Source organism: Clostridium sp. AM27-31LB, assembly GCF_003480745.1.
Classification (GTDB): Bacteria; Bacillota; Clostridia; order Lachnospirales; family Lachnospiraceae; genus Butyribacter; species Butyribacter intestini.
Window position 1 is genome coordinate 113,634 of sequence record NZ_QUJS01000009.1, and the last position, 13,143, is coordinate 126,776.

17 protein-coding genes and 1 pseudogene are annotated in these 13,143 nt (G+C 39.2%); 8 read left to right on the forward strand and 10 right to left on the reverse strand.

The genetic code is table 11. The features are described 5' to 3' along the window. Window positions 1-14 precede the first annotated feature (14 nt). Window positions 15-176: a PDDEXK nuclease domain-containing protein gene (locus DW721_RS12845; RefSeq protein WP_347474885.1), complete on the reverse strand. Its 162-nt coding sequence runs from the start codon at window positions 174-176 to the stop codon at window positions 15-17. Window positions 177-336: 160 nt separating this feature from the next. On the opposite strand from DW721_RS12845, the pseudogene DW721_RS12850 reads away from it, so the two are divergent. After that, a pseudogene (locus DW721_RS12850) lies at window positions 337-612 on the forward strand (helix-turn-helix domain-containing protein); the annotation flags it as partial. Between the two features lie 38 nt (window positions 613-650). Then, complete coding sequence (locus DW721_RS12855; protein WP_118745987.1) at window positions 651-845, forward strand: DUF6061 family protein; 195 nt, start codon at window positions 651-653, stop codon at window positions 843-845. A gap of 164 nt (window positions 846-1,009) precedes the next feature. Here the strand turns inward: DW721_RS12855 and DW721_RS12860 are convergent, their stop codons facing one another. Next, window positions 1,010-1,432, reverse strand: a complete 423-nt coding sequence (locus DW721_RS12860; protein WP_118745988.1) for a hypothetical protein — start codon at window positions 1,430-1,432, stop codon at window positions 1,010-1,012. After that, a complete protein-coding gene (locus DW721_RS12865) occupies window positions 1,429-2,817 on the reverse strand; it encodes an alanine/glycine:cation symporter family protein (RefSeq protein ID WP_055945498.1) in 1,389 nt (462 codons plus the stop codon). Before DW721_RS12865 ends, DW721_RS12860 begins: the two co-directional genes overlap by 4 nt. A gap of 554 nt (window positions 2,818-3,371) precedes the next feature. Between DW721_RS12865 and DW721_RS16455 the strand changes: the two genes are divergently transcribed. Further along, on the forward strand, window positions 3,372-3,662 hold the full coding sequence (locus DW721_RS16455; protein WP_243036016.1) for a transposase: 291 nt from the start codon (window positions 3,372-3,374) through the stop codon (window positions 3,660-3,662). 264 nt (window positions 3,663-3,926) lie between these two features. On the opposite strand, the gene DW721_RS12875 is transcribed toward DW721_RS16455, so the two are convergent. The 3 genes from DW721_RS12875 to DW721_RS12885 are packed head-to-tail and all read right to left on the reverse strand — an operon-like array spanning window position 3,927 to window position 5,894. Next, window positions 3,927-4,829, reverse strand: a complete 903-nt coding sequence (locus tag DW721_RS12875; RefSeq protein ID WP_118745989.1) for a TlpA disulfide reductase family protein — start codon at window positions 4,827-4,829, stop codon at window positions 3,927-3,929. Window positions 4,830-4,870: 41 nt separating this feature from the next. Then, window positions 4,871-5,758: a 4Fe-4S binding protein gene (locus tag DW721_RS12880; protein ID WP_118745990.1), complete on the reverse strand. Its 888-nt coding sequence runs from the start codon at window positions 5,756-5,758 to the stop codon at window positions 4,871-4,873. Then, window positions 5,751-5,894, reverse strand: a complete 144-nt coding sequence (locus tag DW721_RS12885) for a CD1871A family CXXC motif-containing protein (RefSeq protein ID WP_118745991.1) — start codon at window positions 5,892-5,894, stop codon at window positions 5,751-5,753. Before DW721_RS12885 ends, DW721_RS12880 begins: the two co-directional genes overlap by 8 nt. A 93-nt stretch (window positions 5,895-5,987) precedes the next feature. On the opposite strand from DW721_RS12885, the gene DW721_RS12890 reads away from it, so the two are divergent. From DW721_RS12890 to istB, 5 genes are all read left to right on the forward strand, one after another. After that, window positions 5,988-6,668, forward strand: coding sequence for a response regulator transcription factor (locus DW721_RS12890; RefSeq protein WP_182436321.1), 681 nt, complete (start codon window positions 5,988-5,990; stop codon window positions 6,666-6,668). After that, a complete protein-coding gene (locus DW721_RS12895) occupies window positions 6,665-7,822 on the forward strand; it encodes a HAMP domain-containing sensor histidine kinase (RefSeq protein WP_118745992.1) in 1,158 nt (385 codons plus the stop codon). Before DW721_RS12890 ends, DW721_RS12895 begins: the two co-directional genes overlap by 4 nt. Before the next feature lie 78 nt (window positions 7,823-7,900). Next, a complete protein-coding gene (locus tag DW721_RS12900) occupies window positions 7,901-8,350 on the forward strand; it encodes a tyrosine-type recombinase/integrase (RefSeq protein ID WP_118745993.1) in 450 nt (149 codons plus the stop codon). Window positions 8,351-8,568: 218 nt separating this feature from the next. Further along, window positions 8,569-9,852, forward strand: coding sequence for an IS21 family transposase (gene istA, locus DW721_RS12905; RefSeq protein WP_118745994.1), 1,284 nt, complete (start codon window positions 8,569-8,571; stop codon window positions 9,850-9,852). Next, window positions 9,845-10,597, forward strand: coding sequence for an IS21-like element helper ATPase IstB (gene istB / locus DW721_RS12910; protein WP_118745995.1), 753 nt, complete (start codon window positions 9,845-9,847; stop codon window positions 10,595-10,597). Before istA ends, istB begins: the two co-directional genes overlap by 8 nt. A gap of 46 nt (window positions 10,598-10,643) precedes the next feature. Here istB and DW721_RS12915 read toward each other — a convergent pair whose 3' ends face one another. From DW721_RS12915 to DW721_RS12930, 4 genes are all read right to left on the reverse strand, one after another. Next, complete coding sequence (locus DW721_RS12915; protein ID WP_243036017.1) at window positions 10,644-10,874, reverse strand: plasmid recombination protein; 231 nt, start codon at window positions 10,872-10,874, stop codon at window positions 10,644-10,646. Window positions 10,875-11,053: 179 nt separating this feature from the next. Further along, the gene (locus tag DW721_RS16460; protein ID WP_243036018.1) at window positions 11,054-11,527 is read right to left on the reverse strand and encodes a hypothetical protein; all 474 of its coding nucleotides are present in this window, start codon (window positions 11,525-11,527) and stop codon (window positions 11,054-11,056) included. An 11-nt stretch (window positions 11,528-11,538) separates the two neighbouring features. Further along, window positions 11,539-12,030: a hypothetical protein gene (locus DW721_RS16465; RefSeq protein WP_243036023.1), complete on the reverse strand. Its 492-nt coding sequence runs from the start codon at window positions 12,028-12,030 to the stop codon at window positions 11,539-11,541. Window positions 12,031-12,327: 297 nt separating this feature from the next. Beyond that, on the reverse strand, window positions 12,328-13,125 hold the full coding sequence (locus DW721_RS12930; protein WP_243036019.1) for a YhfC family glutamic-type intramembrane protease: 798 nt from the start codon (window positions 13,123-13,125) through the stop codon (window positions 12,328-12,330). Window positions 13,126-13,143 lie beyond the last annotated feature (18 nt).

Consider the following 13,143-nt stretch of genomic DNA (forward strand, 5'->3'; position numbering starts at 1 on the left):
GCTCAAACTTGAAGTTATTCATTTAATTCAGCCTCAATATCTTCAATGGTAGGCATGCTACCTTTGAACTCTTCTGGTATAAGTTTTGATAATTCATAACTAGAAATACCAAGTGGTTGGCTAGTAGATTCTAATGCATACCGGGCTTCTACTTTATCCATATCTTTACAAATCAGAAGTTACATTACTCAAAATTTTACAGATTGATAACCTTCGGTTCTTCTGTGAATGAATAAATAGTTGCGATGCCACTTTCAAAAACGAATACCGTCATCAAATGGGCGAACATGTGGCTGGTCTCCTTCTACCGTGGCAAGATAAAAAGTTTTAACAGGTAAATGGTCTATGTATATTATGCATTTGTTAACAGATGGTCCCATCCGGTTTAATGAATTACAAAGAAAAATGCCAGAAGAAATGACACATACAACGCTATCAAAACAGCTGAAAAAGTTGGAAGAAGAAGGCTTGATTGAACGCATAGAATATCAGCAGATTCCACCAAAAGTCGAATACAAATTAAGTGATATTGGAGAAAAATTCAGAAAAGTACTGAAGGAGTTGGAAATATGGGGAAACGAGTATATTCAATATCTAAACGATAAAGAATGATGAAATATTCTCCTACGAATATGGGTAGCATATAAGCTATTGATGTTTATACCAGTGCAGACTATATGCTTCGCATTGACTGCTGGGAAGCAGAAAAGAATTTGAGAACCACACCCGGATCAGATTGTGCATTAAACACACTTGCCATTGATGAACCACTAGAATATGCGAGACTGTATCTTGATGGGAATTTACAGATGTGGGTAGATGCAGAAGATTCCTTGACATTATAGTAATGTTCAAAAAAAGGGGATGTCTATTGACTCAATATTCTGCAGGAGTAAAAATGAACCGTTATGATATACTACTTTAAATCCAAAGCAGCACGGATCCTTTGGCTCAAGGGAAATTTCAAATTCATAATCATCCCCGTCGTAAACAACATCCACAAACTGGATCATAAAATTGTATACACGATCATACAGATATATCCTACTTCATATCTTCCACTGCGTTCTGTCAGTACCATCTTGCTTCGTTCAAGTTTAAATCCATTTTTGCCTTTCGTATATGTGCAGGTAATACCTGTTCCTTCATCGTCAGCACTTGAAAAATACAATTTCTTTCCATAAGAAAATCTGTAGATGAGATATCTTGACGATTTCGCAACCTGTTTGTAATGTCCGGAAACTTTTTGATACAATACCGTATTAAGTGTATTGTCATTATGCTTTTCCATATAGGTTCTGCCATTTGATTTGAACGTCCGCGATGATGCCTGCACCGTTGTCGTCCTGACATTGGTTATCGCAAAACATCCCAGAACCATAAACAATAACAACAGACATAGTTTCAAATGCTTTCTCTTTGTGTTTTTCATTTTCTTTTTTCTTTTTCGTATTCTTTCAGTTCTTTCAGAGCCTTCTCACCCTGTGGGTAAAGAATGATGATATTAAAGATCGTCATCAGTCCGATTCCAACATCACCAAGATCCCACACAAATGTATATGCTGCAAGGCCGCCAATGAACAGCATCACAAGCGCCAGTACTTTGTATGCAGTCTGTGAAGCCCAGTTATCTCCGAAAAGATATGCAACATTGCATCTCGCATAAAAAAGGATGCCCAGAAACGTCGAAAAACTGAATAAAAACAGCGTCGCCGCAATAAAGATCACACCAAAACGGCCAAGATGATGTTCCATTGCTGTCTGCAGAAGATCCATTCCGGAAAGTCCTGTAACTTTTTCTTCCGGTGCAAGCAGCATGATAAATGCTGTACAGCTGCAGATCACGATCGTATCCACAAATACCCCGAGCGCCTGTACCAATCCGGCTTTGACCGGCTGGTCACATTCTGCCGCTGCTGCCGCACACGGAGCAGATCCGGAACCTGCTTCATTCGAAAACAGTCCACGTTTGATTCCATTCATTAGGACTGCGCCAAAACCGCCGGCTGCTGCCTGTCGGAATCCAAATGCTTCCTCAAAAATTCTTGCAAAAACACCCGGCAAACTTCCAAGATTCATCACAATGATCAGAATCGTGATTGCAAAATAGCATACCGCCATGACCGGCACTACCATATCCAGGATCTTAACTGTCGCATCTTTACGAAGCACTATCACAGCAGCCACAGCAACAAGTACTACCGTCATATAGATCGGCGGAATGGAAAATGCATTTTTAAATGAAGAAACAACAGAATTGCTGATCACTTGACTGATACCGCACCAGCAGATCAGACCGGAGATTGCAAACAACACAGAAATCACCACTTTGTTTCTCTTTTTCTTCTGTTTTTCTTCTACATATGCATGAATATAATACGCCGGACCGCCGCGGTAACCTCCGTACAGCGGATCTTTTTCTTTATAAAGCTGTGCCAGTGTCGCTTCAATAAAAGCTGTTGATGAACCGATAATTGCCGTCACCCACATCCAGAAAACCGCACCGGCGCCGCCTGCCGAAATTGCCGCAACAACACCGATCAGATTTCCCATACCGACACGGGTTGCCGTCGAAACGATCAGTGTCTGAAATGAAGACAGACTGTTTTTTTCTTGTTTCTTCTCAACCAGTGCCTGCACCATATCCGGGAACAGGCGAATCGGCAGAAAACGCGTCCGAACCGTAAAATAAATTCCTGTAGGAATCAGTAATATAATCAGAAGCGAAATCCCCAGAGTGCTGCCGCCCGGCAGTGGAATCTGCACCAGATCTCCCCACAGAAAACTATATACTTTCTCAATCAGAGTAACTATCATACTTTAAACCCTCTTCCATACTCACAACATCCGGGATACATGCTGCTCACGTCATCTACAACAGCCTGATTCCCGGACAGATACCATAATAGTATAGCCCATATTACCCCTTAAACGCAAGTACTTTTAGGGTTTAAAGTCAAAAACTTTTAATAATTAAATCTTTCTCCTTACCAAAACTGTTCACATATATCCAGTGTAAACTTTCTTGCTTCCTCTACCGCCATATTCATATCCGCCGGCGAACCTCTTCCTTTTAATAAAATCACATCATCTTATTTGTCGTTGAAAATAAATAGTTTATTTACTGGCAATCAAGCTTTCAACTATGTTTGAAGCCTACAGCATCGTTTAACATGGAATTTCATCAAGTATTGTTTGCATTATCTAAATACCATTGGTTCACTGGTAACATTCCGCGAGGTGTTTTTTGTGAACAGAACGGAATTGAAAAGTATATGAAATTTCCAATGTTTAAAAAGGAAACTAAGGATCAGAAATATCATGAAGATCCATTTCGTGCAGTTAACTTCAGAATTGATGAGCAAGGTGTCATGAGATGTCCTAACGATAAAGCATTCCATTTTTTATACAGAAAAAATGTGAGGGGAAATCAATACGGACGTAAGGAAGCATTGTATGAATGCGAAGACTGTAGTGGATGTCCATATGCAGAGAAATGTAAGAAGACAGATAAGAATCGAACCGTTCGGATCAATCAGGAATTAACTTCCATGCATCAGGAAGTAATCGAAAACCTAGAAAGTATCCACGATGCATTATTACGAATGAACCGTTCGATACAAGCAGAAGGCACTTTCGGAATTATGAAAAACGACCATTAGTACAAGAGAATTGTCCGAAGAGGTATTTATTCAGTCAAACTGGAAGTTTTACTTGTGGCGATAGGCCACAATCTATATAAATATCAGAAAAAAAAGATGAGAAACAGAACTGCCGCATAGATTCAAAAAAATAATTTCTATGGGGTAGGGGAAGTGCGCTTTCTTTGCGCATGATTTCAGTCATTTATACACAACAGGTACAAAAAGGGAGATGCGAAAAAACTCAATCGAGTTTTTTAACATCCCCTTTTTATATGTAGACCTCTATTTATTTGTGCTGTCTGCATCAATTACAGACTTAATCTGCTTCATAAGGGCATCATAGTTGTCCTTGTTATCAATTCCGCCGAGCATTGGTTCACCTACAATATTGCCATTTCTGTCAACAAGTATAGTTGTTGGAAAGGCCATGATTTCTGAGGCATATTTACCGGCAGCACTAGAGGAGCCAATTGACAGATTACGATATTTGACACCCTGGCTTTCAAGAACAGAGGCAGCCTCTTTGATAGCTTTTTTATTGCCATCGAATGTCTCAGTGTTGATGCCAACAACTTCTCCGCCCATTGATTTGATAGCATCATTTAATTCGTTAAGCTTGGATAATTCAGCGACACATGGTTTGCAGCCGGTAAACCAGAAATTGACGACTGTTACTGCATTACCGGAAAACAGACTTTCATCAACCTTATTGCCATCAAAATCCTCACCGGAAAAATCACTGAATACAGATGAGGCTTTAGAGCTGTCCTTCTTGTTATCGTCTGATGATGTATTTTTGTTTTCAAGCTCTGCTATCTGTTTCTCGATTTTTCGTATGGTTTCAATATCCTCATTAAGTGTTTTAAGCTCATCGTCTGTGAATGAATTCTTGTTTGATTCTACGGTGCCGGCAAGATAATCAGCATAATTTCCGTTTGGATCGGCATCACTTTTGTTCATCATGCCAAATGCCTTGTTCCACACATCATCGTGATCTGCAAAAAGCTGATTTTCCTGCTGATATAAATCATCAAGCCTGGAATCTGATTTGCCGGATGCTTCTGAGCCGGCTTTAGTCTGAGTGTTCTTAGAATCTGTTGTGGAAGCTTGCTTTACGCCACATGCTGTAAGTGATAATGCTATGCAGAGTGTAAAAATAGAAATAAATGATAATTTGTTTTTCATGAGTAATTCCTCCTTTAAAATAATAGTAAAATATTTAATAGCTATCTGTTGTCATTTTTTTGACATGATTTTCCCATAAACTGGTAGCAGATGGCGTCCTTCGGACATGCCTTTATGCAGGCACCGCAGCGTATGCACTCGGGGTGATCCGGTGTCTTACACACATCCACATCCATCTTACATGCCTTTGAGCATTGACCGCATCCGACACATTTGCTGCTATCAACGGTGATTTTGAGCAGGCTGACCTTATTAAATAATGAGTAGATTGCTCCAAGCGGACAAATCCATTTACAGAAGGACCTGTAAAACAAGATACTTAGTACAATCACTGCTATTAAAATCATACACTTGAAAGAAAAAAGCTTTCCCAGCGCAGAACGGATAGCAGCATTTCCAATAGATAACGGTATAGCACCCTCTAAAACACCCTGAGGACAGATATATTTGCAGAAGAACGGGTCTCCCATTCCTATAGAGTTCGTTACAAGCATCGGAAGAAGTATAACGAAAACAATAAGAATGACATATTTTAGGTACCTAAGAGGCTTTAGTTTGGCTGTGGATAATTTCTTTCCGGGAATTTTATGAAGTAAATCCTGAAACCATCCAAATGGGCACAAAAAACCACATATAAATCTGCCGAGAGTTACACCGAGTAAAATAAAAAATCCGGTTATGTAGTATGAAAACTTAAATTTTGATGATCCGACAACTGCCTGAAATGCCCCTATTGGACAGGCTCCTGTCGCGGCAGGGCAGGAGTAGCAGTTTAATCCGGGTACGCATACTGTTTTTGCATTGCCCTGATATATTTTACCCTTAAATAAATTTGGAAGATGAATATTGGTCAGCAGCGTTGCTGCGGCCTGTATCCAGCCACGTATTTTTGCCAGTTTTCTTGATAGTAATTTCTTTTCCTTATCCAATTCCAACACACTCCAGACATAGTTTTATTGCTTTACCAAGCACTGTAGCCGCCTCACCTCTGACTGCACCATAGCTTATCATGGATACACCAAGGATAAGCAGAATGACTTGACATGTTTTTTGGTATTTCAACATAATGTTGCTCCTTTTTGTTGTATTATTGACCAGCTGACTTTGGTATTATATAATATAGGTTGTAAATTTATTGTTAAGAAGCAGGAGAACATTTTGAGATTATTAATTGTTGAGGATGAGAAACAAATATGTGATATGGTTGCAAAGAGTCTGTATGCTGCCGGTTATGAGGTGGATACCTGTTATGATGGGAAAGAGGCTCTTGAATATATACTTTCGGAGAATTATGATCTGATAGTTTTGGATTTGAATCTGCCGGGGATGGATGGCATGGAGCTTCTTAAGGAGCTTAGAAAATACAATGATGAAACTAAGGTTTTGATATTATCTGCAAGAGGTCAGATTGCTGATAAGGTAGAGGGACTTGATGCAGGAGCAAATGATTACATGGAAAAACCATTCCATCTGCAGGAGCTTGAGGCACGTATCAGAAGCCTGACAAGAAGGAAATTTGTACAGAATGATATATGTCTTAAATGCGGAGAAATAAAGTTTGATACGATTAAACGCGAGGCATATGCAAAGGAAAAGCCGGTTCCACTGACAAGAAAAGAGAATGGCATTTTGGAATATTTACTTATCAATATAGGCAGACCGGTGAGTCAGGAGGAGCTGATAGAGCATGTGTGGGATGCCACGGCAGACAGCTTTAGCGGGGCAATCAGGGTACATATGTCTTCACTTAGAAAAAAGCTTAAGGCGAAGCTTGGATATGATCCCATTCAGAACAAGGTAGGTGAAGGCTATAAAATACGGGAGGAGTCTGACAGATGAAAAGAATGTCGCTACAGTGGAGACTTACGTGCATTACTACATTGTGTATTGCTATTATATGTGGCTGCCTGACTATGTTTGTCTATAAAAATGGCGTGCATTACATCGATTCTCTGCAGAATGCGGTAGAGTCACAGGGGGATGAAAAAGGAAACAAATCAGATGAAATATATATCAGCATACCGGACGATAAGTGGGATGAGTTTGCGAATGAATTTTCAGTTCAGGTGTACAATAATAAGGCCGACTATAAAAGAAACAGTCTGATAATCACGGTTTTGCTGGCACTTTTGGGAGGTGTCGTCACTTATTTTATAAGCGGGCATGCACTCAGACCAATCAGTGAGTTTTCAGATAAAATTGAAGAGGTACAGGCTCAGAATCTGTCTGATTCAAGAATAGAGGAAAACAATGTTAAGGAACTGAACCAGCTGGGTATTTCTTATAATAAGATGCTTGAGCGTCTGTCGGAAGCATTTGAGATACAGAGACAGTTTACTGCAAATGCAGCACATGAGCTGCGTACTCCATTAGCGTTAATGCAGGTACAGCTTGATTTATATAATTCTGCCTCTCACCCTGGAAATGATACAGACACTTTGCAGACCATAAAAATGGTTACGGAACAAAATGATAAATTAAACAGGATGGTAAAGACTCTTCTTGACATGAGTGAGCTTCAGACGGTGGGAAGGGATGATAAAATTATATTGGATGCTATTGTTGAAGAGGTTTTGGCAGACCTTGAGCCTCTTGCCGTGGAAAAGAATATAAAGCTGATTGGAAAATGTGAGGATGCCACTATGATAGGCAGTGATATCCTTATTTACAGGCTTGTATACAATCTGGTTGAGAATGCCATCAAATATAATCATCCGCTCGGACAGGTTACAGTAACCGCATATCAGAGAAACAAGCATGTTTATCTGTCTGTAGAAGATACGGGAAGCGGAATACCAAAGGAGCTTAGGGAGAGAGTGTTCGAGCCATTCTTCCGTGTGGATAAATCCAGAAGCCGGGAGTTGGGTGGCGTAGGGCTAGGTCTTGCTTTTGTCCGTGAAATCGTTAGAGTACATGATGGCAGTATTTGTATCAAATCAGGCAAGACTGGGGGAACGATTTTCGAGGTGACTTTTGCACAGCATTCAATGTAGCGTTCCATTTTACACATTTGTCAACGCTATTAAAACAGATTTGCTAAATGAGAAAAATAGAATAATTTATCAAAGAAGCTGGAAAGATTTGAAGATTTTCACTTTCACCAGTTACGGCACACCTACACCAGCAACCTGCTCTCAAACGGGGCAGCTCCAAAAGATGTACAGGAACTGTTAGGACATTCCGATGTCAGTACCACAAAGGAAAACCGAATTGAGCTGCATGAAAAGTTGTCTTTAACAGGTGCAGAAATCAGTTTAAACGAACTACCTGCAGGAGCAAATGTCCCATTTGTTCATTCTCATAAAGAAAATGAAGAACTCTATGAAATTCTTTCAGGTAACGGCAAGGCCATAATTGATGGAGAAGAAATCAGCCTTTCAACTGGAAACTGGATAAAAATCGCACCTGCTGCAAAGCGTCAGTTTTTTGCATCCGATATTTCCGGAATTACTTATATCTGCATTCAGATAAAAGAAAATTCTCTGAAACATTTTACAGCAGAGGATGCCGTAATCGGCTAATTAAAAGTATTTATTTACAAAAATGCACAGTTCCCGATAAACTAAGAACTGTGCATTCCTTTTTTCTTCAATTTTACGATTTCTCAATTTTTCAATACACTAAGCAGTTTGTCATAATCCTGAAAGCAAATTTAGTAAGTTATACTTAAATATGTACAATAAATATTAAATAAGAATGTACAACTGTTATGATATATGAGTTAAAGGAGGAACTCATCATGATACTTAAAAACCATATCATAACAGATATCTCAATAAACCAACTTGATGATATGCACAAGCTAAAACCTTTTTGGGAGGATGGAACATTGAAGATAAACAAAAGTCAGATTGCCAGAGAACTTAAAGTTGACAGACGAACTGTTGATAAATACATTAAAGGCTATAAAAAGTCCTGCCACAGACATCGTGACAACTGTATTACACCCTACTATGACATTATTGATGAATTACTTTCTGATAGAAATCAACAGATTTTTTATTACAAAAAAACATTATGGCAGTATCTTGTAGATAATTATGACTTTAAAAGCATTTACTGCAACTTTTGTCATTGCCTTAAAAAATATCCTGAGTTTAACTCATATTTTAATAAAAAGAAACCATCAAATACTAAAAAAATTTCTATACGATATGAAACAGATGCTGCTAAACAGGCACAGCTTGATTGGAAAGAGTCAATATCTTTTATCCTTTCCTCCGGCGAAACAATAGATGTCAATATATTTGTTTTATTGCTTTCATATTCAAGATTCAGAGTTTACAGAGTATCTTTAAGTAAATCTCAGAACATACTTTTTTCATTCCTGGATGACGCTTTTGAGATATTTGGCGGTGTACCCGAAGAAATCGTTACAGACAACATGAAAACAGTTATGGATAAAGCAAGAACCGAATACGACAGAGGTAAAATAAATAATAAATTCCAACAGTTTGCAAGTGACTATGGTTTTAAAGTTCATCCTTGTATTGCCGGGCGCCCAAGAACAAAAGCAAAAGTCGAAGCTCCAATGAAAATTCTGGATGAAATAAGGGCATATAATGGAAAATTAAATTACAGAGAACTTGCAACAAAAATAAATAATCGTGTTAATTCACAGGTTAACCAGGGGACAGGCAGAATTCCGTTGTTATATTTTGAAAAGGAAAAGGCTTTCTTACGCAGCCTGCCCGCCGATAATGTAAGAAAGCCGTATCAAATCACCACTAATATCGTAAAAGTCAATCATTCCAGTATGTTCAACTATAAAGGCTGTCAATACTCTGTCCAGCCTGAATATGTTGGCAAGATTGTTTCATTACAGATATATGATGGTTACATACATGTGTATTATAACATGAAACTTATAACTATTCATCAGATAAGTATGAAAAAATCAAATTATATTTCAGAGCATTATTCTGAAATAGCCAAGCAAACACATATTTTTAAAGATGAACATATAACAAACAGAGCAAAAGAAAATCTTGATATTATAGGAAGGGTCTACGATTATGAATAATAGTATATATAATCAGCTTACTGCAAATTTGGAGTTATTAAAACTGTCTCAGATGAAACTTCATCTTGATGAAATCAGGGATTTTGTAACAAATAATAGTCTCTCTTTTACAGAGGGCTTATTAAAACTAAGTAACTATGAAGTGGATTTTAAAGAACAAAGTGCTTCCAGGTCAATGATAAAAGCAGCTGCATTTTCATTTGTTAAAGAATTAAAAGATTTTGATTTTGAATTTCAGCAAAGTGTAAATGAACAGGAAATGAGGGAATTAACAAATCTAGGATTTCTTGAAAAAAATGAAAACATTGTATTTCTTGGTCCAAGTGGTGTAGGAAAAACTCATTTGGCAACATCTATAGGTATAGCTGCTGCGAAAAAACATGTCAGTACATATTTTATTAAATGTAATGACCTATTACAGCAATTAAAGCGTGCACAGTTGGAAAACCGCCTTGATGCAAGGTTAAAACATTTTAGTAAATATCGACTGCTGATAATAGATGAGATAGGCTATCTGCCAATTAACAAAGAAGATTCCAACTTATTTTTTCAGCTTACAGATATGAGATATGAAAAAAAGAGCACTATTTTAACCACAAACATGAATTTTAATGAATGGGATGGAGTATTTTATGATGCAGTAGTAGCAAATGCTATTATGGACAGAATACTGCATCATGCACATGTAATTCCAATATCAGGAAAATCATACAGATTAAAAGATCATTTAAAAGCCGCAGATTAATTGTACATTTTTATATAATATTTTTTGTACATTCAGTCTTGACATTTTATATGTTCACATCAATCACAATCTCGTTAAAGAGCGTTGCGTCTTTTCTCACCCCACGAAGCGACACCATACCGTCAGCTTCCATCTGCTTTAATTGCTCCATATAGGTCGGAGCAAAAGGCTTTTTGAAATGCACATTATAGGGTATGCGTTCCTCAATCACATTTATATTTTCATAGGTTTCATTCTTGCGTTCGTTGTGCCTTTCCGCCTTGTTGCTTTTCGCCATTTCGTTCTCCTTTCTCGGCAGGGCGAAGCCATTACACAACATTCTTTGAATGTGTGTAACCCACTATGACACTTTCAGACTTCGTCTGCAAAGATGTCGTGGGCAAGGGTGTTCCCCCTTGACCTCCTTAGATACCTCTCTCATAAAATCAGACTGTCCCATCAGCAGACAGCCTATTTTTATTCTTTCGGTATTCCGCCCGCTGGCAAAGACCAGTACCACTGAAAGCCTTTCTTCTGCGAGATAACACCGGCTTTCTTCCTTGCCTTTTTAACGGTCGATTTCTTGAACCCTGCGGCTTCTAATTTTTCTTCGCAATCCGTAGAAAGCATTTCTCCATTTTTCAGCATTTCCTTAATAAATTCTTTCACCTTGATTTCCTTTTCGTTCGGTCTGCCCATTTTAGGAGCAAGGGATTGGAACGCCTGCTCTGCTGTCATTTCCATTTCAGAAATAAAGTTCACTCCTTTTTCTGCGACCTCAAACAGAATTGCTGAACCTGTTGGGGCAAGGTTAGATTTTACCTGCACCATATATCTTTCCGCCGGTGCTTCTTTGTTCGGTGTGCGTGTGATTGCAAGAATACTTCTTGCAGCACTATCAATCGAACCATTGGTACGGTAAAGGGGATTGGTGTCTTTCATCTTATTCATATGAGCAATAATCACAATCGCACAGCTGGTATCTTTGCAACTGCCATCAGATGATTAAACTCTGCTCGTGTTTCATTGGCATTATTCATTGAGCAACCCTCTCCGATATAGGAACTCATTGGGTCAAGAATGAGAAGTTTTGCGTGATACTTCTCGATTGCTTCAGCAATGCGGTTATCTCCAAAGGATAAAGACTTTTCATCTTCCTTGATGAAGATAAGGTTTTCTCCATTGCCACCGGCAGAATTAAATCGGGGTACTACCGTATCGTCTGCGTCATCTTCCGTTGTCTGATAGATGATAGTCATAGGCTCGGTTTCGCTTGCCTTGATAATTTCAAGATGTACAGTTACATTCATTTTATTTTCAATCATTTTCATAGTTCTTTGTTCTCCTTTTCGATAAATATTTTGGGCAATGCACCACAACACAGCGAAAACTCTGCTTACATTCACTACTGCATTTTCTGCAAAGTCCGTTGTAGGTAATGCGATTTCTTTCATTCAGAAACAACGCCCACTCTTATTTCCGCTTCTTGCTTATTCTCGGCATAGCAAGCAATCCTCCTTTCCTGCCGAAAATAAAAACCACAGGAAAGATACATTAAGCCTTGTTTGTGTCATTTCTCGGGGCGAAAATCAGGGAAAATTTCCTTTCTAAGCCTTTCAAAAAATCGCAAGGTGTTTGTACTAACCTATGGTTGTGTATGAAATTGTGGATTTGGGGTAACAAAAAACACCGTATTTCTACGGTGCGTTCTGTCAGATATATTCTGTTTTATGATAGCAGAAAACTGGAATTCACAGTTCTTCCATCCTTCCCATCTTCAGTGCCATAACAAGAATTCCGGCTGCCATCACAAAGACACCAATTTCAATCACATAGATGGGAAGAAGCGCCGGAGCTGCCACGGCAAAGAAGTCCACGATAAAATGAATCCCATATGCAAGAACCGCTGTAAAAGCCGCTGTCCTGCATTTGCCTGCCTTTACCGCCCGGTAGATCAGCAGTGACAACCCGATATGCAGAATGATGGCACTAATTCTTTCGATTCCGCTTACAAAAAAGAGTGGTGCCGGTGTTGTCCATAGGGCCGACAGCTGTGACACGGTCTGGTTTGCAGACTCAGCAGGAAGTGCCGCCAGCGTATTCTGCATGGCTCCGCTGTTGATCATCAGCATGGACACAAGATTGCTGATTCCAGAAAGTCCTCCGATCAGAATGGCCTCCACACCGCCATGCCCGATTCCATACATCAGTGCATTTGGAAAATCCAGCCATTTCTTCATCCAGAACTTCATGGCAATCAGTCTTCCGGTCTCTTCAAAAACCGCTGCAGCCAAAGCCGCGTACACATAGTAAAGCCATGGCCTGCTCTGTGCGTTCAGTCCGCAGAACTGAATGACAAGAACATGCAGCTGCTGCTCCAACAGCATGGCAAACAGCAGATAGGTTCCTGCTCCGATAAAGAACGAGGAAATCCTTGCCTTAAGCTTCACCCTTCCTGCAATGAACAAAGCAATCGGTACCCCCATCGAGAGGACAACGGAGCAGATAACTCCCGCTATCGCCAGACCTGATATTGTGTTCAATTCCATCTTTATACCTCCCTGATT

Bases quoted from the DNA above. Each gene is read 5' to 3' on its own strand.
- DW721_RS16465 (WP_243036023.1), bottom strand. From the start codon at position 12,030: ATGAAAGAAATCGCATTACCTACAACGGACTTTGCAGAAAATGCAGTA.
- DW721_RS16460 (WP_243036018.1), bottom strand. From the start codon at position 11,527: ATGAATAAGATGAAAGACACCAATCCCCTTTACCGTACCAATGGTTCG.
- DW721_RS12875 (WP_118745989.1), bottom strand. From the start codon at position 4,829: ATGAAAAACAAATTATCATTTATTTCTATTTTTACACTCTGCATAGCA.
- DW721_RS12915 (WP_243036017.1), bottom strand. From the start codon at position 10,874: ATGGCGAAAAGCAACAAGGCGGAAAGGCACAACGAACGCAAGAATGAA.
- DW721_RS12930 (WP_243036019.1), bottom strand. From the start codon at position 13,125: ATGGAATTGAACACAATATCAGGTCTGGCGATAGCGGGAGTTATCTGC.
- DW721_RS12865 (WP_055945498.1), bottom strand. From the start codon at position 2,817: ATGATAGTTACTCTGATTGAGAAAGTATATAGTTTTCTGTGGGGAGAT.
- DW721_RS12895 (WP_118745992.1), top strand. From the start codon at position 6,665: ATGAAAAGAATGTCGCTACAGTGGAGACTTACGTGCATTACTACATTG.
- istB (WP_118745995.1), top strand. From the start codon at position 9,845: ATGAATAATAGTATATATAATCAGCTTACTGCAAATTTGGAGTTATTA.
- istA (WP_118745994.1), top strand. From the start codon at position 8,569: ATGATACTTAAAAACCATATCATAACAGATATCTCAATAAACCAACTT.
- DW721_RS12860 (WP_118745988.1), bottom strand. From the start codon at position 1,432: ATGAAAAACACAAAGAGAAAGCATTTGAAACTATGTCTGTTGTTATTG.
- DW721_RS16455 (WP_243036016.1), top strand. From the start codon at position 3,372: ATGAGATGTCCTAACGATAAAGCATTCCATTTTTTATACAGAAAAAAT.
- DW721_RS12885 (WP_118745991.1), bottom strand. From the start codon at position 5,894: ATGTTGAAATACCAAAAAACATGTCAAGTCATTCTGCTTATCCTTGGT.